Source organism: Campylobacter sp. RM9334 (genome assembly GCF_020138145.1).
Taxonomy (GTDB): Bacteria; Campylobacterota; Campylobacteria; order Campylobacterales; family Campylobacteraceae; genus Campylobacter_E.
Genome location: NZ_JACGAX010000004.1, coordinates 98967 through 120248, shown reverse-complemented (window position 1 = coordinate 120248; position 21282 = coordinate 98967). Strand labels below are relative to the sequence as shown.

Sequence of the window (21282 nt, the reverse complement as noted above, 5' to 3'; positions counted from 1 at the left end):
TTACCTTTCTTTATATTAAATTATTTTTTTTGACATTCTTTGCAAGTTCCATATAATTGCATTAAATGGCTTGATAGTTTAAAACCATGTTCTTTTGCAATTTTTAATTGTCTTTGCTCTACTATATCATCTTGAAATTCTATAATTTTATTACAAGATTTACAAATCATATGGTCGTGGTGTGGCTTGTTTGCAAGCTCAAATTTTTTACCTGCAGTTCCAAAAGAAATTGAAGTTACCATTCCTGATTCTTCTAAAAGATTTAAAGTTCTATAAATTGTTGCGATACCTATGTTTTGATTAGGATCCATTTCTTTTAATGCTTCATAAAGTTCATCTGGAGTGCAGTGTTCGTCATTGTTATAAAGTAATTTTAATAAACTTTCTCTTTGTTTTGTGTATTTTAATCCACTTGTTTTTAGAATTTTTTTAAATTCTTCTAATAATACATCGTATTCCATATTTTCCATGTTTTCTCCTTTTATTTTGAATTTTCTTCTTTTAATTCATTATTTAATAAATTTTCTTTTTTTGTATTTATAGTATTTTGAATCGCTTGTATATTAGCGATTGCTCCACCTGTTTGAATTAAAACAGGATACATCATACTATTTGCAAAAAATTGGTTTACTTTACTATTTATTATAGGTAAGGCATTTATACAAGATGCAATTATAGAAAAAATTATAAATATTTTTCCAGCGCAAAATATAAATCCCATAATTTTATCAATTATTCCAAGTCCGCTTAAGGCTACTAGTTTTGATATTATTCTTCCTAAAATAAGAAAAATTCCCCAAACTATAACTAAAGTTATAACAAAACCACATAGGTTTAATAAAAGCTCATTATCGCTTTTATAAACATATTGATTAATTAATGCCCCTACTTTTTCTGAATTGCTAGTGCTTACATATACGCCTACTAAAATACCAGCTAATCCAAAACCTTCTTTAATAAGTCCTGAAATAATTCCACCAATACCTAAAATTAGCGTTACGCCAATTATTACACAATCTAGTATTAAGCCGCTATTCATATCAAATTCACTAGCTCATTATATTGAGTGCTATATCTTAAAGCAAGCTCACGAGTGATTAAACCAGAGCGAACCGCTTCAACTAAGCTTTGTGTTTGGGTTTTCATACCTGTGCCTTGTTGATTTAACTGCATTTGTGAATATATTTGATGGTTTTTGTTTTCACGAATAAGGTTTGCAATAGCCATATTATTAATCATAATTTCGTGAATTGCTAAACGACCACCACCTTTTTTAGGTATTAAGCTTTGTGCTATAACTGCTTGTAATGAAAACGATAACATATTTCTAATTTGGTCTTGCTCTCCACCACTAAAGCTATCTACGATACGGTTGATTGTTTGCATAGCTGAGTTTGTATGTAGGGTTCCAAATACTAAGTGACCTGTTTCAGCTGCTGTAATTGCTGCTGCTATTGTTTCTCTATCTCTCATCTCACCGATTAAGATAATATCAGGGTCTTGTCTTAAAGCATATTTTAAAGCTGTTTGAAAGCTTTTAGTATCTATATCAACGTTTCTGTAAGAAAATACTGATTTTTTGTTTTTATGCATAAATTCAACTGGGTGTTCTATGGTTAAAATATGCTTACTTTCTGTTGCGTTGATTTCGTTTAACATTGCTGCTAGAGTTGTTGATTTACCAGAACCTGTTGGACCTGTTACAAGAATTAGTCCTTTTTCTTTTTTGATTAATTCTTTAAAAATTGGTGGTGCTTTTAAATCATCTAAACTAGGGATATTTTCAGGAATTAGACGAAATGCAGCTGCAAGTTTTCCTTCTTCAACATAGTAATAGTTTGCCCTAAAACGCCCTACTCCTTCAACTGCATAAGCGAAGTCTAGTTCTCTTTCTTCTTCTAAGGTTGCTTTTTGTGCGTCTGATAAAATGCTATAACAAGAAGCTTTAATAATTTCAGAATTTAAAACAGCAAATTCCAAATCATTCAAAGTTCCGTGAATTCTTAAAAGTGGTTTTCTACCAGGAATAAAGTGCAAATCACTCGCATCATTTTCTTTCATAAATGTTAAAATTCCATTCATTTGAATGGTATTAACGCTATCTTGAGTTTGAATATTTTCTTCCATTTATTTTCCTTATTCTATGATTTTAGGTACAGAGAAAAAATGTCCATTTGTAGATGGTGCATTTTTTAAAATATCTTCAATAACTTCTGATTTTTGTGGTATATCTTCTCTTAGTGGAGTATAATTTAAATTATTGATTTTTAAATTATTAGTATCAATTTCATTTAAATTATCTACGAATTTTAAAATATCATCAAAATCAGCAATTAGTTCTTTTCTTACATTATCATTTAACCTAATTGATGATAATTTTTCTAATCTTTCTAATAGCTTTTCATTGACTACCATAAGTTCACCTTGCTTTAATAAAATTTCATCTGATTATATAATAAAAATTTAATATAGCACTAAATTTATCAAGATTTACGAAAAATTGTTACAATTTCAGCTTTAATTTTATTAATTTTTAAGGAATTTAATTTGAAAGAAAATTCATATAGCGTAGAAGAATTTGGCATTAAAGTTGAAAGATTTATTAGAAAATACAAATTTCTTTTTATATTTTTGATAATCGTAATTGTTGCTTATTTTGTTATAACATCTATTAATGATTCTATAAAACAAAAAACAAAAGAAGAAGCAAATGCTTTATATAATGAGCTATTAATTACTAAAAATAATGATAAATTAAATCAATTAAAATCTTTAAATCCTAACTTATATTTAGCAGTGCTTTTAGATGAAAAATATTTAGATGAATTATTACAATTTAATCCTAGTAATGAGGATAAATTATTGTTAGAAATTTATAAAGCTAGAGAATTTAAATCAGATTTTTTCTTAACAGATTTAAAAACAATACAAGAAGCTTATGCGTTGTTAAAAGATAATAAAATTAAAGAAGCTGAAGTAAAACTTAATTCAATAAGTGCAAATTCTGTATTTTTAAGAATTGCTAATAATTTAAAACATTATCAAGGTAACCAATGAAAAAATATTCTTTAATAGCTTTATCTTTAGTATTTTTAGCGGCTTGTTCAGGTTCAAAACAATACTATAAGCCAGAAAATACTCAAAAGCTTACAACAATTAAAACGAAAAATGAGAATATCTTGAAGAATTTTAAAGGCTATGAAATCATTAACAAACAAGATAATATCTTGTATTTATCTAATGATTTAGGATTTTTAAAAATCTTAAAAGATAAAGAAGTAATTTTTGATAAGAAATTTGATGCAAAAATTGTAAGTATCGCAACAGAAGGCAATAAAGCTGTAATGGTTGATGCTTTGAATAATATAATAATATTTGATTTATTAGAACAAAAATATTTATTTAGTGAAAACTACGGACAAGCAAATGGAGTGGTGAAAAAATTAGCAAATCCTAGTTTTAATAACAATGTGATAATAATTCCTAGCTTAGATGGCAAATTAATCGTTATCAATAACAATACCAATACTTTTATAAGAAGTATAAATGTAGGAACTCAAGAATTTTTTAATAATGTTGTATTTTTAAAAGCTGATAGTGAAAAATTAATCGCAGCAAGTTCTAGTAAGGTATTTACAATAATTGATAATAAAACATATACTAAACTAATCAATATTAAAAAGGCTTTAGAAAAAGATAATTATATTTATATTTTATCAAACGAAGGCGTAATTTATAAATTTGATTATTTATTAAATGAAATTACAAAAATTAAATTTAAATATGCAAACTATAGTGATGTTTATGTTTATAATAACTTTATTTATGCTTTAGAGCATAATGGATACTTGATAAAATTAGATGATAAATTAAATGAATTAGCTGTTTATAATTTAGATTCTAAAATAGATTCAGGTGCTTATTTTAAGGATAATATTTTATTTTATAATAACAAAAGCTATGAATTGAAATGACTTTAATTGATATTGGAAACACAACAGCTTGTGTTTATAAAGAAGAACATGCAAAAAGGATAGAGTTAAAAGACTTTATCCCAAACTCTTTTAAAGAAAAAGTATTTTATATAAGTGTAAATTCTAATTTTTCTACACTACCTAATAACTATATTAATCTTGAACCTTATTTTAGTCTTAACACTTCTTATGTTGGTCTGGGTGTTGATAGAATTGCTTCTTGTTATTGCATTGATTCTGGCATTATTGTAGATGCTGGTAGTGCAATTACAATTGATAAAATGAGTGGTGGTAAACATTTAGGCGGATTTATTTTGCCAGGTATTCAATCATATCTTAATGCTTATAAGAATATTTCTTGTAGATTAGATTATGAATTAAATACATCTATTGATTTAAATTCGTTACCAAATTCCACAAAAGACGCTATTAGCTACGGGATAATTTCAAGTGTTGTAAATAGTATTAATGATTTTGCTAATGATGAGATAATTTATCTAACTGGTGGAGATGCAAGCTTTTTAAGTCAGTTTTTTAAAAATGCAATAAATGAAAAAAATTTAGTATTCCAAGGAATGCAAAAATTAATTAAAGACTTGAATTTATAAATAAATAAAATTATCATTAAAAAAATTACAAAAAGGATGGAGTATGGCACAACATTTTGATGTTATAGTAGTTGGTGGTGGAATTAGTGGAGCGGCTTTGTTTTATGAGCTTAGCAAATATACAAATGTAAAAAAAGTGGCATTAATAGAAAAATATCACGCATTAAGCACTCTCAATTCTAAAGGCACTAGCAATTCTCAAACAATTCATAGCGGAGATATAGAGACAAATTATACTTATGAAAAAGCTTCAAAAGTAAAACCTAACGCTGATATGATTGTAAATTACGCAAAATTAGTAAAAGCAGAAGAGAAGTTTATGTTTTCTCATCAAAAAATGGCTTTAGCTGTTGGTGAAGAAGAATGTGCTTTTATGCAAAAAAGATATGAAGAATTTAAAGATATTTATCCTTATATTAGAAAGTTTGACAAAGCAGAAATAAAAAGAATAGAGCCAAAAGTAGTAGAAGCTTTAGGTGGTGGTGATAGACCTGAAGAAATATTTGCAATGGGTGCATTAGCAGGGGATTGTTATACAACGGTTGATTTTGGCAAAATGAGCGAGAGTTTAGCTGAAGAAGCAATGAAAGCTAATCAAGAAAATCAAATGTTTTTTAATGAAGAAATTGTAAATATTTATAAAAAAGGCGATGTTTTTTATTTAATTAGTGCTAACAAGACTGAATTTAGTGCGAATTTCGTAGTGGTAAATGCAGGTGCTCATTCATTATTTTTAGCACATAAGATGGGTTATGGTCTTGATTATGCCTGTTTGCCTGTTGCAGGTAGTTTTTATCTAACTAAAAAGCATTTATTAAATGGTAAAGTTTATATGGTTCAAAATCCAAAATTACCTTTTGCAGCATTACACGGCGACCCTGATATTTTATGTGATATGAATACTCGTTTTGGTCCGACTGCTTTAGTATTACCTAAGCTTGAGCGTTATCACGGGCTTAAGAGTTTGCCTGAATTTTTTACAACTTTACGCCTTGATGGAACTACTATTAAAATCTTACTTGATTTAATGAAAGATAGCACTATTAGAAATTATATTTTAAGAAATTTCTTATTTGAAGTGCCATACCTTAATAAAAATCTTTTTGTAAAAGACGCTAGAAAAATCGTCCCAAGTCTTACAACTGATGATATAACTTACGCAAAAGGTTTTGGTGGAGTTCGCCCACAAGTGCTAAACAAAACTGAAAAGAAATTAATGCTAGGCGAAGCTAGTATAGTGCCACAAAATCAAGGAATAATCTTTAATATGACCCCAAGTCCAGGTGCGACTAGTTGTATGGGAAATGCTTTAAGAGATTTAAGAATGGTGGTTGATTATTTAAAACTTGAATTTAACGAAGAACTATTCAATAAAGAACTAAGGGGATAAAATGAAAAAAACAAAAATAATAGCAACTTTAGGGCCTGCAAGCGATAGCGAAGAATGTATAAGAGAAATGATAAAAGCAGGTGTTAATGTATTTCGTTTAAATTTTTCTCACGGCTCTCACGAATATCATAAAGCGAATTTAGATAAGGTAAGAAAAATAGCTGAAGAATTAGGCGAAAATATCGGAGTATTACAAGATATTTCAGGGCCAAAGATTAGGGTATTAGAATTACCTGAGCCATTTTTATTAAAAAAAGGCGATAGATTAGATATTTATAGACATACAATAAAGGCTAATCAAAAAGCACAAAATCACTATGAAGTAAGCACAAATTATAATGAAATTCTAGGTGCAGTAAGAGTTAGCGAAGCTATATATTTATGCGATGGTTCTATTAAAGTAATAGTTGAAGATGTAAATCAAGATTATTTAAAATGCCAAGTTCAAAACGATGGAAAATTGGCGTCAAATAAAGGTATAAATTTTCCTAATACAAAAATCAATATAGAAGTAATTACTAAAAAAGATAAAGATGATTTATTGTGGGGTGTTAAAAATGATGTTGATTACATGGCAATATCTTTTGTTCAAAACGCTTATGATATCAAAAATGCTAAGCAAATATTAGCCGAAAACGGAAATAAAACTGCTGTTTTTGCAAAGATTGAAAAATTTGATGCTGTTGAGAATATAGATGAAATTCTTAATGTAAGCGATGGGATAATGGTTGCTCGTGGGGATTTAGGAATAGAAGTTCCTTTTTATAAGGTTCCAAGCATACAAAAATCAATAATCAAAAAAGCTAACGAAATAGGTAAGCCAGTAATTACTGCAACTCAAATGTTATTTTCTTTAGCAAATAACAAAAGTGCAACTAGAGCAGAGATAAGCGATGTTGCAAATGCTGTGTTAGATGGAACTGATGCTGTTATGCTTAGCGAAGAAAGTGCAGTTGGAATTGACCCTGTAAATGCCGTTAGCATTATGGCTGCAACGATTAGCGAAGTAGAGAAAATCTATCCATATTGCAATTTTAATCACGATAAAAGAGATATGACTGATACCATCGCAGCATCAGCTGTGCAACTTGCAAAAGATATTAATGCAGATGCATTGATTTGTCTTACAAGTAGTGGTGCAAGTGTTAAAAAAATGGCAAGATATAGACCTGATACAAAGATAATAACAATGAGCCATTGCGATAAAACATTAAAAAGCCTTAGTATTTGTTGGGGTCTTAGTGAAGCTTATGTGGTTGATAAGGCAGGTAGTTTGCACGAACTTTTACAAAATTGTGTAAGAGTAGGGGTAAAAAAAGGCATTATGGATAAGAGTAAAAATTATGTTATTACAGCAGGTTATCCTGTAGGAGAAACAGGTAGCACGAATTTAATCAGAGTTCTTGGAAAAGAACAAATAGAGTATTATTTAAACTTGTAGAAAAAAAGGAATTTAAAATAGGCTTTTGCTTATTTTAAATTCTAAAAAATGAATGATATTTAAACTTATATTAAATAATAATTATTATAATACTTATCAATAATTATGAAAGGAAGTTTAAATGAAGAGAATATTCTTAAGCTCAACTTTAGCTTGTGTTTTAGCAAGTTCTTTAAATGCTAGTTATGTAATAAAACCAAATGAAATGATTGATATTTATGATGATAGTATTAATAAAACTAGCATTCAAGCAAATCTTATTAAGTCTTTAAATCCAGATAATAGTTTTAAATGGCATTATGCAAGATACTTTGAAGGAAAATCAAAAACTGATTTATATTTTAGAGATATTAGTGTAAGAGATGATAAATTACTAGCAGCAGGGAGCTATCATTCATCAATAGTGTTATTTGATTTAAAAAATGATAATATTGTTTATAATGATTTTTATGCGATAAAAGATGCTGATCATTCTGAATTAGGTAAGAAATATCCAGAAGCTACTGACGATGCAAAAAAACAAGAAAAAGTTAAAGAAAATAGCAAAACAGATAATAACGATGATGATGAGTGGAGTGGGGCAAGTGAGCTTTTTGTAGAGCAAGTAGAATTTATAGATGATAAAACTGCTTTTGTAAATACTATGCCAAAATATTTAGGAAGAGATAATAAAAATGCTAGACCATATTTGCACCATTCAGGACTACATAAAATAAAATTAGATAATAGCGGTGATTTAAAGGAATTAGCCTTTTTAAAGGGCGAATATTTTTTGTTTAGAAAATACAAAGATGGTGTAATTGCTTTAGATGATAAAGAAACTTTTAGTATTTTTGATAAGAATTTAAAATTGATAAAAAGCTTTAAGATTAAAGATGTAGTAAAAGCTGATGTTAGGCTTGATAGATTATTTGTGCTTTTAAAAGGCGAAAATAAAGGCATTTATGAATACGATATTAAAAAATCTAAACTAAATAAAATCGCAGATTTTAACGCACAATATTTTGGTCGTCCTATAAAAGCTACTACAAGCCCTTTTTTAGTAAGTCCTGATGCAAAAAATATTTATTATACAACACCACATAATTATAATTCTAAGCTATGTAAAGTAAGTGTATTAAATCACACAACAGAGTGTTCAAATACAGGTTTTGCTTTATATTCTGGCTCTTATGCTATTAGTCCAGATGGTAAAACTTTGGCTTATACTTTTGGAGATAGATTAGGGCAAACTAGTATTTTTAATATTGAAAATAAGCCGTATTTAGCAGGAAGTATTAAGGGTGGGAATGTAAGTTATGCCGCTACATTTAAAGACAATAATACATTAATTGTTTCTAATAATCGTAGAAATATTGATATTTATGATTTATCAAAAGGCAAAAGCATTAGCATAGATGATAAATTTGAGAATTTAAAAGCAAATATTTTTAGTTTTATTGCACCAAATATGGAAAACATTAAAATTAAGATGAAAAATAGTGGTGGAAAAGAAAAAATAAAATCAGATATTATTTTTCCACAACATATTGATGGGATAAATATTGTTTATCTTTTACCTGATGAGTTTGCAGATTTTGTTGATGAAAAAGGTAAAATTTTTGCTTTACCAAAAAATGATTTAAGTGGGGAATTTAGCGTTATATTAAAGCTATGTGAAAACGGCAAAATAATTCGTGAAGAAGCTTTAACAACTCCATTTAATATAAAAGTTAGTAAGTGAAAGAATTTATTTTTTCTTGCTTTAGCACAAAATGTGTTGTTAAATTAGAAGCTAGCGAATATGAAGCTTCTAATTTGGCTATTAAATGTTTTGAGCTTTGTAAAAATCTACATTTAAAATATAATTATTTTGATAATTCTTCGCTGGTATCTAAAATTAATAATAAAAGCAAAAATCGGATAAAATTAGACCAACAAACTATGATGATTTTGCAAAAACTCTTAAGTCTTAGTGAAATTACTAATTATGCTTTTGATATTACACTAATCAATAAAAAATTAAAAAACAATGCAAAATATGGTAAAAATTCATATTTTTTATCTAAAAAATTTATAGAATTTGAAGATATAAATACAAAAATTGACTTAGGTGGTGTGATTAAAGAATTTGCAGTTGATGAATGTGCTAAAATTTGTGAAAAATACAAATATGTGATTAATTTTGGAGGGGATTTAAAGACTAATAAAGAAATATTTGTAAATATTAAAAATCCTAAAAATCCACAAGAAGCTATTAAAAAATGGCAAATCTTAAATCAATCGCTAACAACTTCAGCACAATATGAAAGGGCAAATCACATAATAAATACAAAAGATTTTAAATACTCTCAAGTTAGTGTAATAGGAGAAAACACGCTTAGTTGTGGGGTATTTTCAACTGCTTTGTGCTTTGAAGAATTTATTTTGCCTAAAGAGTATTTAGCAATTTGCATTGATTTTAATAACGAAATAAAATACCAATCTAGTCGTGATAGGTAATTTAATATATTTTAAGTGAAGTTAAAATAAAGAGAGTTTTATTATATTACTTTAGAACAATCTTAATTTAAAATTATTGTTACAAATGCTTGTTTTTTTAGATATTTAAAGAAAAATAGCAATAATTTTTGTATTACTTTCGCAAAATAGATAGAACTACAAATACCGCTTCTTATTTTACTTATTGCAACATAATTTTTATCAAAATCATTATTAAGATTATTTTTAAAAACTTAAATATATCTTTATGAATAGTGCTTAAAACTATTGCTTGTTATATTTTATTTGTAATATTTTACTAATTCTTAATATGTTTGTTTTGTTAAAATAATTAGAAGTTTCACTAAGTTTTATACCTATATTTAATATAGTTTTTATCTATGATTTTTATATTGTGCTATCAATTTTAAATTCTATTTTTTGCAAATAATTATATTGTGAATTTAACATTTAAAATATTTGTTTGATTTTAGATACGAGCTAAAAATAAAATTAAAGGAAATAAAAAAGTGGCTCCGGATGTAGGATATTTTTTAAATACATAAAAGCTTATTAATAAAGATAATATGGTAATTTAATTACAAAAGTTAATTTAAAAGTAACTAAAATAAAAGAATTAAACAAACATTATATAAGCTATTTGCAAATTAACTAAACAAATACTATAATAAAAATGTTTCACCCTTTTTGGGTTAGTCGCCCCCTTATCTCACAAGATAATGGCTCGGGTTTCCCCCACCTTTTGGTGTGGGGTTATTTAATTACTTCTCTTACTAGTATTTGTTTTATATTTAAAAAATCATTTTTTAGTAATTTAATTTTAGCTTGATACATAACTCTTTTATTATCAAACACTTTAATTTGAGACAATAAAGCAGTTTGTAAGCTTCCATTACTATCAAAAACATAACGATATTTATTAGCTTTTTCATATACTTTAGAACTTAAAGGAACACCTAAAAACAGCCTATTACCAGCACTATCAAAAAGCTTATTAATCACTAGCACAGGTCTAGCATAATCTTTACCTTTGCCATAAACTTCATAACCTATATTTAATCCTATTTTAACCCAATAAACTTCCCCAATTTTTATATTTTTATGTTTATTATTATCATTTGTTTTCTTTTTAACTTCATTCCAGTCATCATAATTCATCATAGCAAAATCCTATTTTTTCTTATTTTATAATAATTTTTCTATATTGTTGATATAGTCGCCATACCATTGCATTAAAATCATTTTTTCTTTTATAGATGATCTACTTCTTTCATAATGCATCGCTATGCCTTTTGTAGAATGATCCATAACTTCTTCAATTACTTTTTCACTAATACCCATACTATTTAAAGTGGTAATATTTAAACTACATATTGTTTTAAAAGTGCTTCTAAATCCATAAGGGACTACTTTTCCATAATATTTATAATTTAAAGTTTCTCTAATAGCTTTACTTATAGTATTTGTTGATATGTGCTTATTTTTGTATTTTGAAGGAAATACATAAATATTATTTTTTGAAATTGATTTTAATTCAGATAAAATTTTAATCATATATGTATTCAATGCTATTGTATGTTCATTTTTATTCTTCATTTCACTTGCTGGAATAGTCCATAATTTATTTTTAAAATCAATATAACTCCATTTCGCAGATACTGTGTTAAATGGTCTATTTGCAGTGAGAATTTGTAAAAATATTGCATATTTAATATTTAAATCAATTTTATTATTTTCTTTTAGGCATTTTATAAAATTTTTTATATCTTCATTATTTATTATAGCAGGTCTTCTGCCATCACGAGAGTTAATTTTATTAAATTCTTTTAAAGTAATAAAGTGTTCTTTTAAATTATTTGCTGGATTATTTTGTATGTAATTATCTGCTATCGCTAAATCAAAAATTGATTTTAAATATGATATTAGCCTGTGTATTATATCAATTCTACTTTTATTTTTATTTGCTGGATTATATATGCTAGTTAGTATATCTAATAATTCACTATGTTTAATATCTGCAATGTTTTTATCTCCCAACTTGGGTAAAAGGTATTTATTAATTCTTTGCATTATTTGTTTTATATATCTTTCATTTCTACATTTGTTTTGAACTATTTTTATATATTGTTTATATAAAATACTAAAATTGTAATTTACCCTATTGATGCTTAAATTGTAGTTTTCATCAATAAGTAGTTTTCTTAATATTTTAATTGCATCAGCTCTTGCTTCTTTTATAGAGTATATATTTTCTCTAAATTCATGAAGTTTTATCATTTTGTTTTTATACCTAATACAAAATGTTTTCATACCACTAGGATAAATTCTTAGATATAGTTCTTTTGGATTACCAACACATTTAATATATGCTTTATTGTTATTTTGTAATTTTTTAATATCTTTATTTGTTAAATTAGTGCTACTAATTCTTCCCATTATTATCCTTTTACAGTTTATAGTTTTAAGTTACTTAAAAAGTTATTTAAAGTATGTTTAAGTCAAAAAATAATATACTGAACTTGTTTTATACTTTCATTACCTTCTTATTTAAAATCTAATAATTTTTATTTTTTTTTACTTTATAAATACCACTAGTCTGTTACTTGTCTGACACTAGTCTGACCACTAGTCTGCTCTATAAAATAGACTAGTCTGACTAGTCTGTATATTTTTTACATATAAAAATTATTAAAATTTAAAAAATAGCAAAAAAAGTAATGAATTTTAAGTATTTTTAACGCTTGTCTGACACTAGTCTGACCACTAGTCTGCTCTATAAAATAGACTAGTCCGTAATCTTATGCACTAGTCTGAATTTTATTAATACTTATCTGGAATTTATATTAATTTATAGATTAAAATAGTTTATTTTAAATTATTTTAGTTTTCAGCCATTTTTTCTCTTAGTAGTTGTCTAAAAAAGCTATTTCTGCTTATATAATTTTCTGCACAATATTGTTCTAAAGCATTAAATTCATCTTCTGTTAATGTAACTGTAAAACCTTTAGTAACTTTTAACTTAGAGTTTTTTTTCTTTCTAGTTTGTTTTTGAGCTTCTTTATATGTATTTACAACATTGTCTTTTAAAATATCATCAATACTTACTTCTAATTTTTTAGTCATTTTTTATCCTTGTCAATATATTTTACTAATTATATTAATTATAGTCAATTAAAATAATTTAAAATAAATTAAAATAATTTATTGTTTTTAATATACTTTAATAGCTCATAATAAGATTTAATGAAATTTTTATAGCTATGCATTGATAGTGTGTTTTCTTTATATAATTCATTAAAGCTTTTTCCATAATTCATAGAATTTAATACAATTTTTGAGTCTTTAAAATAAAAAATTGGTATATTGCAATCTTTAATTTTTTTTAGGTTTTTTATTAAAAAAGCTACTTCTTTGTTGTCTTTAAAGCCAGTAGCGAGTATGATAAAATTTTTATTAAATTCTTTTAGTTCATTATAAGTTTCATAAGTTCTAATTATTGAATTTAAATTTGGATTTGTTGGTATTATTACATAATTTGACTTTTCAACAATATTTAAAATACCTTTTGCTACAAATCCACCAAAATCATATACACAATTATCTATTAGTTTTACTTCTTGAGAGATTTTAGCTTTATTTGGATAGATATGTTCAATACAGCTATTGTCATTTGATTGTAAATACATATTTAAATCTTTTGCTATTGAAAAGGCAAAAGGAGTTTTACCAACACCACCTTTTTTTGATATAACTGAAATTATCATTTTTTATTCCTTTAAATAATATATTTTAGTATATAATATATTAAAATAAATTAAAATAAGCTAAAATAATTTAAAATAGTTTAATTTAAGCTATAATTAATTTATGATTAATATAATTAAACAAATAATTCAAAATAAAGGAAGAAAGTATGAAAACAATTAATTTAGTGGCTGCAGGTATAGTGTGTTTATTTTCTACTGGTTGTGTTTTGCCAAAATTACCACCTGTTCCTGATGCGTTAAAAGCACCGGAAATAAATAATAATAATAGTAAAAGTGATATTACAAAAAGACCTATGATTTTAATGGAGTATCCTGATGGAAGAATAGAAACTCAAGGTAATATGAATTATGGTAAAAAGTGTGTATTAGAAAAAGATAGTAGAAGTGGTAGAATTACAAAAACAGGTGTTGTTGTTCGTGATAGATGTGTTCCTGACCATTGTAAAAAGTGGTATGATGATGTAGATCTTCAGCCTAAAAATGAAAAGGAAGAAGAAGAGTTAAAATTCTGTGAAATTGATGTTAAGTCAATTAATTTTGGCTATCAGCTAATTAAATAATTACATACCTAGCTTTTAGCTAGGTATTTTGTTTTTAGATTATACTTCATTTTTTTGTTTATACAATTATTAGTGTTTATTGCCTTACTTATATTATCAATCACTTCACAATACCATCTATTGTATTGGCATTATCGTTTTTGATAAGTTTATAAATGCTTTTATTGTTTTCCTTGATTTTTTCTTTAGCCCATAAAACACCACAATAATTATTTAAAATATTTGCAATTTTACTTTTATCTTTAACTATGCCTTCACTTATTAAATAATTTTTAATTTGTGTATAATTAGCTTCTTTATTGTTTGATAAAAATTCTATTATTTCATCTACTATTTTGGTATCGTTTTTATTCTCACTTGCCCATAATAAATCAACTTCTATCAATCTATGCTTATCTAAATCAAATTGAAAAGCCTTGTTTTTTAAATCACCATTTCTTGCTTTTATAGTTTTAAATATAAAAGTTTGTTTATCTGGGTTATTTTCAAGGATAAAAGCATTTGTTGTATCTTCTAAAAATGCAGATGAACCCGCGTAATTTTCTCCTAAATCTTTTTGTGGTTTATTTGTATGGTGTAAAAATATAACAGTAGCTCCAGCATCTCTTAAAGCTTTTACTAATCTCATAAATTCACTTACATCTTTGTTTTTATCTCTATCGCCTAGAATAAAGTTTTTTATGCTATCTAAGATAAACAATGTATTTGTTAAATCTACATTTTTAAATTTGTTAAGGAATATATTTGCTTCTTCTGCTGAATAATTGCTAGATGAAAACATATTAAATCTACTTCCAAATTCGTTTCTTATTTTATAGATTTTCCTATTTGTCAATGTAGCTATTGAATTATCTAAATCAAAATATACAACTTTATGTTCTATTGATTGTTTTAAAAAACTAGTGCAAATTCCTAAAGCAGTTAAAGATTTACCACCACTAGGCTTTGAAGCTATCATTGTGATTTCGTTTTTAACAATTAAATTATTTATAATGTATTCAATTTTTGACTTATCACTATCTAATGTTTCATAGTTAAACATATTCATATTAATTATGCTTTCAAAATTTTCACTGTTTATTTCAGAGTTTTCTAAAGCTTGTATTTTTTGCAATAAAAAATCTATTGTATGTTGAATATATTCTTTTTCTTTATCAAGCTTTATTTTTGATAATAAAGTTTTTAAGTTATCTACTTCTTTTTGAAATTCTGCTATTTCTTTATATTTGTTTTGTATAGCTTTTGCTATTTGAGTTTTATTTTCTATCATTTTTATTAGCCCTTCATTTAAGAATAATAAAAAAGACTATCATAAAAAAGTAAATGAAAATTATATTAAAATACTAAATAAAAAACAAAAAAAAGGATTAAAATGAAAAATAAAATAAATTATTTATTTTTATTATTGCTACCAAATTTTTTATTTGGTGCTGGTGGTTTGTCAAAAGTAAATAACTTATTTGACACAGTTTTAGGTTGGATTTTAGCAGTTGCTTTCACAATATCAACAATTGCATTAGTGTATTCTGGAATTAAAGTTATGTGGGGCGGACATCCGTTTCAAGAATATTCAAGAGTAATTGTTGGTTCTATTGTTATAGCTTCTTCAAGTGCAATTATTGGTGCTATTTACGCTTTTTAAATGAATACAGATTTATTTTTTAAAGCACTAAGCAGACCTGCTATGCTTTTTGGCGTTCCTATGATGCCTTTATTATCTGTTATGATGTTTATATTGTTTTCTGCAATATATATCAATCTATTTTTCTTTTTTTTAGCTATACCTATATTTTTTATAATGCGTTTTATGGCTAAAAAAGATGATATGATTTTTAGGCTTTTATTTTTAAAATTAAAATTTTTTACAAATCCTGCACAAAAAAAATTTTATAAAACTAAAGCATATGTAACTTCAAGTTATACACATAATAAAACTTATAATAATCTAACAAAATTAAGTATTAGTGCATTACATAGTCTTGCAAATATTTCATCGCACATTCCATTTCAAACTCTAATAAATAATCATATTATAACTACTAAAGAATGTGAATATGTAGCAACATTTGTTATTGATGGTGTTGATTTTGAAGTAGAAAATAGTGTGGATTTAGAAGTTAATAAAAATAAATTAAATATGTTAATAAAATCATATTCTTCTGAAAACATATCTTTTTATTTTCATAATTGCAGAATTGAATTAAACGATTATTTAAATAGTCTTTTTAAAAATAATTTTTTAAAAGATTTTAATGATAGGTATTATTCAAATTTTAACCAATTGAAAGAAAACAAGCTAGTATTATCAGTCATATATTCACCATTAAATAAACTTGCCAGTTCAAAATTTAAAAAATTGAGCGTAGAAACAAAAATTCAAGAGATTAGGCAACATGTTAAAAATTTTGAAGAATTGCTTTTGGGGATTGAAGGTAATTTAAAGGATTTTGGAGTTGCAAGACTTGGTAAATACATTGAAAATAATATAGTTTATTCATCTCAACTTGAGTTTTATAACTTTTTGCTTTCAGGAACTTTTTCAAAAGTGCGTGTGAATGATACAGTGTTATGTGATTATTTGCAAGGTAATATGAGCGCAATTTTATTTGGACATAATATTGCACAAATTGATTTAAACAATGGTAAAAAAAGATTTTTAAAAGCAATTGAAATTAAAGAATATCCAAATTATAGCTATATTGGTATGCTAGATCATCTTATGTATTTAAATATAAATTATGTTATTACACAAAGTTTTACTCCTATGAAGAAAGTAGATGCAAAAGAAGCAATTGGTTTGCAAAAAAAGAGATTAGTTAGTGCAGAAGATGATGCTATATCGCAAATAATAGATATTGATCAAGCATTAGATGATTTAACTTCTGGTGAAATTTCTTTCGGAAATTATCATTTTTCATTAATTGTATATGCTGATAGTATAAAAGAAGTAGAAGAAAATACAAATATAATAATATCAAAACTTGCAGATGAAGGCTTTTTGACTACTATTGCTAATATTGCTTTACCTGCAACTTATTTTGCTCAAATACCTGCAAATTATCAAATTAGACCACGACTTCATAAAATTTCAAGTAAAAATTATGCTTCATTGATTGCTTTGCATAATTTTGGTAAAGGTAAAAAGGATAAAAATTGTTGGGGTCAAGCAGTATCTATTTTAAGAACCCTTAATGGATCTCCATATTATTTTAATTTTCATGAAACAAGATTTAACAATGATGATTTTGGTGAATTATTATTAGCAAATACTATGATTTTAGGTAAATCAGGTGGTGGTAAAACAGCACTAATGAATTTTTTATTAAATCAACTTGCAAAATATTCTGATCCTTCAACTTTCCCAGTATCAATTCCAGAAGACAAGAAAAAAGCCACCTTTTTTTACCTAGATAAAGATAAAGGTGCTATTGGTAATATTATTGCCCAAAATGGAACTTACATTACTATTGATGGTGGAAATCCAACAGGCTTTAATCCTTTTATGTGTGATAACACACCAGAAAATATAAGAAATTTACAAATTCTTATGAAATTATTAGTTACTAGAAATGATGAGAAAATATCCGTAAAAGAAGAAGAAGATTTAAATTTTGCAGTTATTTCAATAATGAATAATTTTAATAAAGAAGAAAGAAAATATGGAATCACATTAATGCTAGAGCATTTAACTGAAGGAACAAATGAGATTAACTCAATTAGAAGTAGATTGGCACAATGGAGTAAAAATAAGCAGTTTGGTTGGGTGTTTGATAACGAAAATGACAATTTTTCTTTTAAAGATGATTGCAATTTATTTGGTATAGATGGAACTGATTTATTAAGTGATAATGACATTAATGGTCCTGTATCATTTTATATTCTATGGAGAATATTTGAAAAGTGCGATGGTAGAAGATTTGCATTATTTGTTGATGAAGCTTGGGATTGGATTAGAAATCCAGTAGTTGCAAAAGAAATACACAATAAAGAAAAAACAATAAGAAAGTTAAATGGATTTTTGGTGCTTGGAACTCAAAGTGTTGAAGATTTTGCCAAATCACCTATTGCAAGTGCAATAATAGAGCAAAGTGCAACTATATTATTACTGTCAAATCCACAAGCAAAAGAAGATGATTATTGTAAAGTTTTAAATCTTTCTAAAGAAGAGTATGAATTTGCAAAAAATACAATTCCTTCAATGTATCAAGTATTAATCAAAAAAGCAGAAGAAAGAGCTATTGTAAGTCTTGATCTTAGTTCTATCGGTAAAACATATTTAAAAATTATTTCTACAGGCAAAGCTTATGTTGAAAAACTTGAAAAAATAAATAAATTAGAAGTAGATTATAAAACAAAATTTCAAAAGATTTTAGAACTTTATAATGAAAGTATTGGAGATTGTAATGAAAAAAACATTGTTTAAATCATTAGTTGTTTTGTTATGCTTTACAAATAATGCTGTTGCCAGTGGAATACCAACAATTGATGTTGCTGCAATTGCACAAAATATTAAATCATATATAGATGATTTGAAGGAATATGCAGTGGAAGCTAATCGTTGGGCAACTACATTGATGCAGTATAGACAAGTAGTTGAACACTATGCACAAGAATTAAAAAATACTACTGGTATTAGTGATATTGTATCAGCAATAAATAGTGCTGAAGGTTTATATGAAGAAACTATAAAATTCAAAAGCAACTCATTGCAATTGCACTCTATGGTTAAAGAAGATTTAACAAGCGAAGGTTTAAAACAGCGTGGTAAAGAGTTATCTACAAAATTTTTATTAAGCGATTATTGCAGTAGCTATGAATCTAAAAACAAACAAGCAATTTGCTATAGAGAAGTTGCCACAACTTTTCAAAATGAAGAAGAGCTGAAAGAAATAGATAAGAATTTTAATGCTACATTAAAAGAAATTGAATCTTTAGCTAAAAAAGCAGTAAAAGCTACAACAATGAAAGAATCAGCTGATGCTCAAACTGCACTGCAAATAGCTCAATCAAAATTACAAACACAAGAACAACAATTAAAAATATTAAACGAAAAGCATATTAGAGCAATGCAAATTAATGAGCAGTTAAAAGAAGATGAGCGAGTAAATTATAATAACAATCAGTATAGAAATTTAAAACTAGCAAGAAAATTTAAACTTGATGATGTAAGGTTTGAATAATGATTGTTTATAAGCCAGATACAGGTGCTTTTATTTATGTTGGAGAGCTTGTATCAAATATTTTTGAGATTGATTCAAGTTCTAGTCCTTTTTATACTGCTTCTTCTATTATTCAAGGTTTTGTAATTACACTGCAATATACTGCTATTACTTATTTAACTATATGGCTAATATATGAGTTTTTACAATTTTCAATGTCTATAAAACAACAAAGTTTCGCAACTTTATTGTGGGATTTTATGATGAAGATTATAGTGATATTTTTGTTTATGAATTACGGTAATTTCATCGGTTTATTTAAATCAGCAATAAATGATGTAATGAACTATGCCGGTAATTTTGCCTTTAGTGGTAGTAATTGGACTGCTTGGGAAAAAGTTCAAGCTTATATGGATTCTATAGTAAAACTTGTTGCAAAGATGATAGATGATGCATCGTGGTGGTCTGGTGAAAAAATTGTAGCTGGGCTATCTGGGCTTTTTGGTTTAGCTGGTGGTCTTATTGGTTCTTTATCTTTAGCTTCTGCATTAAGTATAGTTCAAATCACTAATTCTATTTTAATAATGATAGCCCCATTAATGTTTGCATTTTTATTGCTTAAATCAACCAAACAAGTATTTTCACAATATATATCATTGTTAATAAGTAATTTTTTAGCACTTTTATTTATAAATATTTTTGCAAGCGTTATTATTCAGTTTGTTATGTCTTTAACAAATGATGAAATTTATGAAAAAAATCCTAATATTATTTTAGTGGTTATTTCTTGTATAGTTTCAGGTGTAATTTTACGCACCGGAACAACATTAGCTCTTCAATTAGCACAACAATTATCATCTGTTAGCCTAGATAGTGCTGTAAAGTCAGCCCAAACTTCAACTAGTGTAGGCTCTTTAGTAACTACTGGTGCAACTGCTAAATTAGGTTATATGAGTAGATTATTACCTGGTGGAATAGTAAATCAAGGTAAAAAAGAATTTGGAGCAGTTAAAAACGGATACCAAAGGGCTAAGAATGCTTATAACAAAACCAAACATGGAATTAATTCAATTAGAAATAATACTGCGAAATGGAGAAATAGCAAATGAAGTATTTGCCAACAATACTATTAATATTAATCTTAAATGCTTGTTCTATAAATAATAAAAATTTTGACAAATTATTTGATGGAACTAATTGGGAAGCTGTAAATAAAACGGAGAGTAATAATGAAAAAAACAAATGATGAAAATATTGCTTTAAGCTATGAAGCAAGTCTTAGATATTTACTAGATGTATCAAATAAAAGAGCTTGGACTATATCATTTATATCAATAATTATTGCAATCATTAGTGTAGTTGCAGTGTGTTTATTAACACCATTAAAAACAGTTGAGCCTTATGTAATAAAAGTTGATAATAAAACTGGTGAAACAAGTGTTATTACAATATTAAATGAAGAAAATTTTACTAGTAGTGAAGCTTTAGATAAGTTTTTTATTGGTGATTATGTTAAAACACGAGAAAGCTATTATTACAATATACTTGAAAAAGATTATTTAAAAACTCAATTATATTCATCTGATGAAGTTAAGAAAGAATATATAAGGTTATTTGAAGGTTCTGATTCTATATTAGAAAAATTAAAAAATTCTTATGAAATAAATGTAAAAATAAAATCAATCGTTTTAGGTGAAAGTGCTGGTATTAAATTAGCTACAGTTAGGTTTAAAACAATAACAAAAGATTTAAGAAGTGGTGTAGAACAAGAGAGTAATAAAATCGCCACTATTACATACGATTATTTAATAAATACAAGATTAGATGAAGCTACAAGACTTGAAAACCCACTTAGCTTTCAAGTGTTAAATTATAGATTAGATTACGAAATAGGACAATGAT

23 protein-coding genes are annotated in these 21282 nt (G+C 26.1%); 14 read left to right on the top strand and 9 right to left on the bottom strand.

Translation table 11 applies throughout. The features are described from left to right. Positions 1-20: 20 nt before the first annotated feature. From AVBRAN9334_RS03215 to gatC, 4 genes are read right to left on the bottom strand one after another with little or no spacing between them, the layout of a single operon-like run. A complete protein-coding gene (locus tag AVBRAN9334_RS03215; RefSeq protein ID WP_214116209.1) occupies positions 21-470 on the bottom strand; it encodes a Fur family transcriptional regulator in 450 nt (149 codons plus the stop codon). A gap of 11 nt (positions 471-481) precedes the next feature. Next, a complete protein-coding gene (locus tag AVBRAN9334_RS03210) occupies positions 482-1039 on the bottom strand; it encodes a CvpA family protein (protein ID WP_214116211.1) in 558 nt (185 codons plus the stop codon). Further along, entirely contained in the window at positions 1036-2082 is a 1047-nt protein-coding gene (locus tag AVBRAN9334_RS03205; RefSeq protein ID WP_275592004.1) for a type IV pilus twitching motility protein PilT, read from the bottom strand. Before AVBRAN9334_RS03205 ends, AVBRAN9334_RS03210 begins: the two co-directional genes overlap by 4 nt. Before the next feature lie 54 nt (positions 2083-2136). Next, positions 2137-2415, bottom strand: coding sequence for an Asp-tRNA(Asn)/Glu-tRNA(Gln) amidotransferase subunit GatC (gatC, locus tag AVBRAN9334_RS03200; protein WP_214116213.1), 279 nt, complete (start codon positions 2413-2415; stop codon positions 2137-2139). A 132-nt stretch (positions 2416-2547) separates the two neighbouring features. Between gatC and AVBRAN9334_RS03195 the strand changes: the two genes are divergently transcribed. From AVBRAN9334_RS03195 to AVBRAN9334_RS03165, 7 genes are all read left to right on the top strand, one after another. After that, on the top strand, positions 2548-3057 hold the full coding sequence (locus AVBRAN9334_RS03195) for a hypothetical protein (protein WP_214116215.1): 510 nt from the start codon (positions 2548-2550) through the stop codon (positions 3055-3057). Further along, positions 3054-3974, top strand: coding sequence for a hypothetical protein (locus AVBRAN9334_RS03190; protein ID WP_214116217.1), 921 nt, complete (start codon positions 3054-3056; stop codon positions 3972-3974). The genes AVBRAN9334_RS03195 and AVBRAN9334_RS03190 overlap by 4 nt, the downstream gene beginning before the upstream one ends. Then, positions 3971-4582: a type III pantothenate kinase gene (locus AVBRAN9334_RS03185; protein ID WP_214116219.1), complete on the top strand. Its 612-nt coding sequence runs from the start codon at positions 3971-3973 to the stop codon at positions 4580-4582. Before AVBRAN9334_RS03190 ends, AVBRAN9334_RS03185 begins: the two co-directional genes overlap by 4 nt. 43 nt (positions 4583-4625) lie before the next feature. Then, positions 4626-5972: an FAD-dependent oxidoreductase gene (locus AVBRAN9334_RS03180; RefSeq protein ID WP_214150335.1), complete on the top strand. Its 1347-nt coding sequence runs from the start codon at positions 4626-4628 to the stop codon at positions 5970-5972. Position 5973: 1 nt separating this feature from the next. After that, complete coding sequence (pyk, locus tag AVBRAN9334_RS03175; protein WP_239803220.1) at positions 5974-7413, top strand: pyruvate kinase; 1440 nt, start codon at positions 5974-5976, stop codon at positions 7411-7413. Between the two features lie 121 nt (positions 7414-7534). Then, positions 7535-9136: a hypothetical protein gene (locus AVBRAN9334_RS03170; protein WP_336607010.1), complete on the top strand. Its 1602-nt coding sequence runs from the start codon at positions 7535-7537 to the stop codon at positions 9134-9136. Next, entirely contained in the window at positions 9133-9894 is a 762-nt protein-coding gene (locus AVBRAN9334_RS03165) for an FAD:protein FMN transferase (protein WP_336607009.1), read from the top strand. Before AVBRAN9334_RS03170 ends, AVBRAN9334_RS03165 begins: the two co-directional genes overlap by 4 nt. Positions 9895-10647: 753 nt before the next feature. Here AVBRAN9334_RS03165 and AVBRAN9334_RS03160 read toward each other — a convergent pair. The 4 genes from AVBRAN9334_RS03160 to AVBRAN9334_RS03145 form a co-directional block, all read right to left on the bottom strand. Continuing rightward, the gene (locus AVBRAN9334_RS03160; RefSeq protein WP_336607008.1) at positions 10648-11055 is read right to left on the bottom strand and encodes a type II toxin-antitoxin system PemK/MazF family toxin; all 408 of its coding nucleotides are present in this window, start codon (positions 11053-11055) and stop codon (positions 10648-10650) included. Between the two features lie 24 nt (positions 11056-11079). Beyond that, positions 11080-12330: a tyrosine-type recombinase/integrase gene (locus tag AVBRAN9334_RS03155; protein ID WP_336607007.1), complete on the bottom strand. Its 1251-nt coding sequence runs from the start codon at positions 12328-12330 to the stop codon at positions 11080-11082. Between the two features lie 444 nt (positions 12331-12774). Then, the gene (locus tag AVBRAN9334_RS03150) at positions 12775-13017 is read right to left on the bottom strand and encodes a hypothetical protein (protein ID WP_239803215.1); all 243 of its coding nucleotides are present in this window, start codon (positions 13015-13017) and stop codon (positions 12775-12777) included. A gap of 68 nt (positions 13018-13085) precedes the next feature. Then, positions 13086-13658 (bottom strand): hypothetical protein, encoded by a 573-nt coding sequence (locus tag AVBRAN9334_RS03145; RefSeq protein WP_336607006.1) that lies wholly within the window; start codon positions 13656-13658, stop codon positions 13086-13088. Between the two features lie 149 nt (positions 13659-13807). On the opposite strand from AVBRAN9334_RS03145, the gene AVBRAN9334_RS03140 reads away from it, so the two are divergent. Continuing rightward, positions 13808-14221 carry a hypothetical protein gene (locus tag AVBRAN9334_RS03140; RefSeq protein WP_336607005.1) on the top strand — a complete coding sequence of 138 codons (414 nt, stop codon included), beginning with the start codon at positions 13808-13810 and terminating at the stop codon, positions 14219-14221. A gap of 100 nt (positions 14222-14321) precedes the next feature. Here the strand turns inward: AVBRAN9334_RS03140 and AVBRAN9334_RS03135 are convergent, their stop codons facing one another. Beyond that, on the bottom strand, positions 14322-15491 hold the full coding sequence (locus AVBRAN9334_RS03135; RefSeq protein WP_336607004.1) for an AAA family ATPase: 1170 nt from the start codon (positions 15489-15491) through the stop codon (positions 14322-14324). Between the two features lie 102 nt (positions 15492-15593). On the opposite strand from AVBRAN9334_RS03135, the gene AVBRAN9334_RS03130 reads away from it, so the two are divergent. The 6 genes from AVBRAN9334_RS03130 to AVBRAN9334_RS03105 are packed head-to-tail and all read left to right on the top strand — an operon-like array spanning position 15594 to position 21281. Beyond that, complete coding sequence (locus tag AVBRAN9334_RS03130; RefSeq protein ID WP_336607003.1) at positions 15594-15863, top strand: TrbC/VirB2 family protein; 270 nt, start codon at positions 15594-15596, stop codon at positions 15861-15863. Beyond that, on the top strand, positions 15864-18644 hold the full coding sequence (locus tag AVBRAN9334_RS03125) for a TraG/VirB4 family ATPase (RefSeq protein ID WP_336607002.1): 2781 nt from the start codon (positions 15864-15866) through the stop codon (positions 18642-18644). Next, positions 18625-19401, top strand: a complete 777-nt coding sequence (locus tag AVBRAN9334_RS03120; protein WP_336607001.1) for a type IV secretion system protein — start codon at positions 18625-18627, stop codon at positions 19399-19401. Before AVBRAN9334_RS03125 ends, AVBRAN9334_RS03120 begins: the two co-directional genes overlap by 20 nt. After that, positions 19401-20489, top strand: a complete 1089-nt coding sequence (locus AVBRAN9334_RS03115; RefSeq protein ID WP_336607000.1) for a type IV secretion system protein — start codon at positions 19401-19403, stop codon at positions 20487-20489. Before AVBRAN9334_RS03120 ends, AVBRAN9334_RS03115 begins: the two co-directional genes overlap by 1 nt. Next, positions 20486-20626 carry a hypothetical protein gene (locus AVBRAN9334_RS03110; RefSeq protein WP_239803207.1) on the top strand — a complete coding sequence of 47 codons (141 nt, stop codon included), beginning with the start codon at positions 20486-20488 and terminating at the stop codon, positions 20624-20626. Before AVBRAN9334_RS03115 ends, AVBRAN9334_RS03110 begins: the two co-directional genes overlap by 4 nt. Continuing rightward, positions 20610-21281: a virB8 family protein gene (locus AVBRAN9334_RS03105; RefSeq protein ID WP_336606999.1), complete on the top strand. Its 672-nt coding sequence runs from the start codon at positions 20610-20612 to the stop codon at positions 21279-21281. The genes AVBRAN9334_RS03110 and AVBRAN9334_RS03105 overlap by 17 nt, the downstream gene beginning before the upstream one ends. The last annotated feature ends 1 nt before the right edge of the window (position 21282 follow it).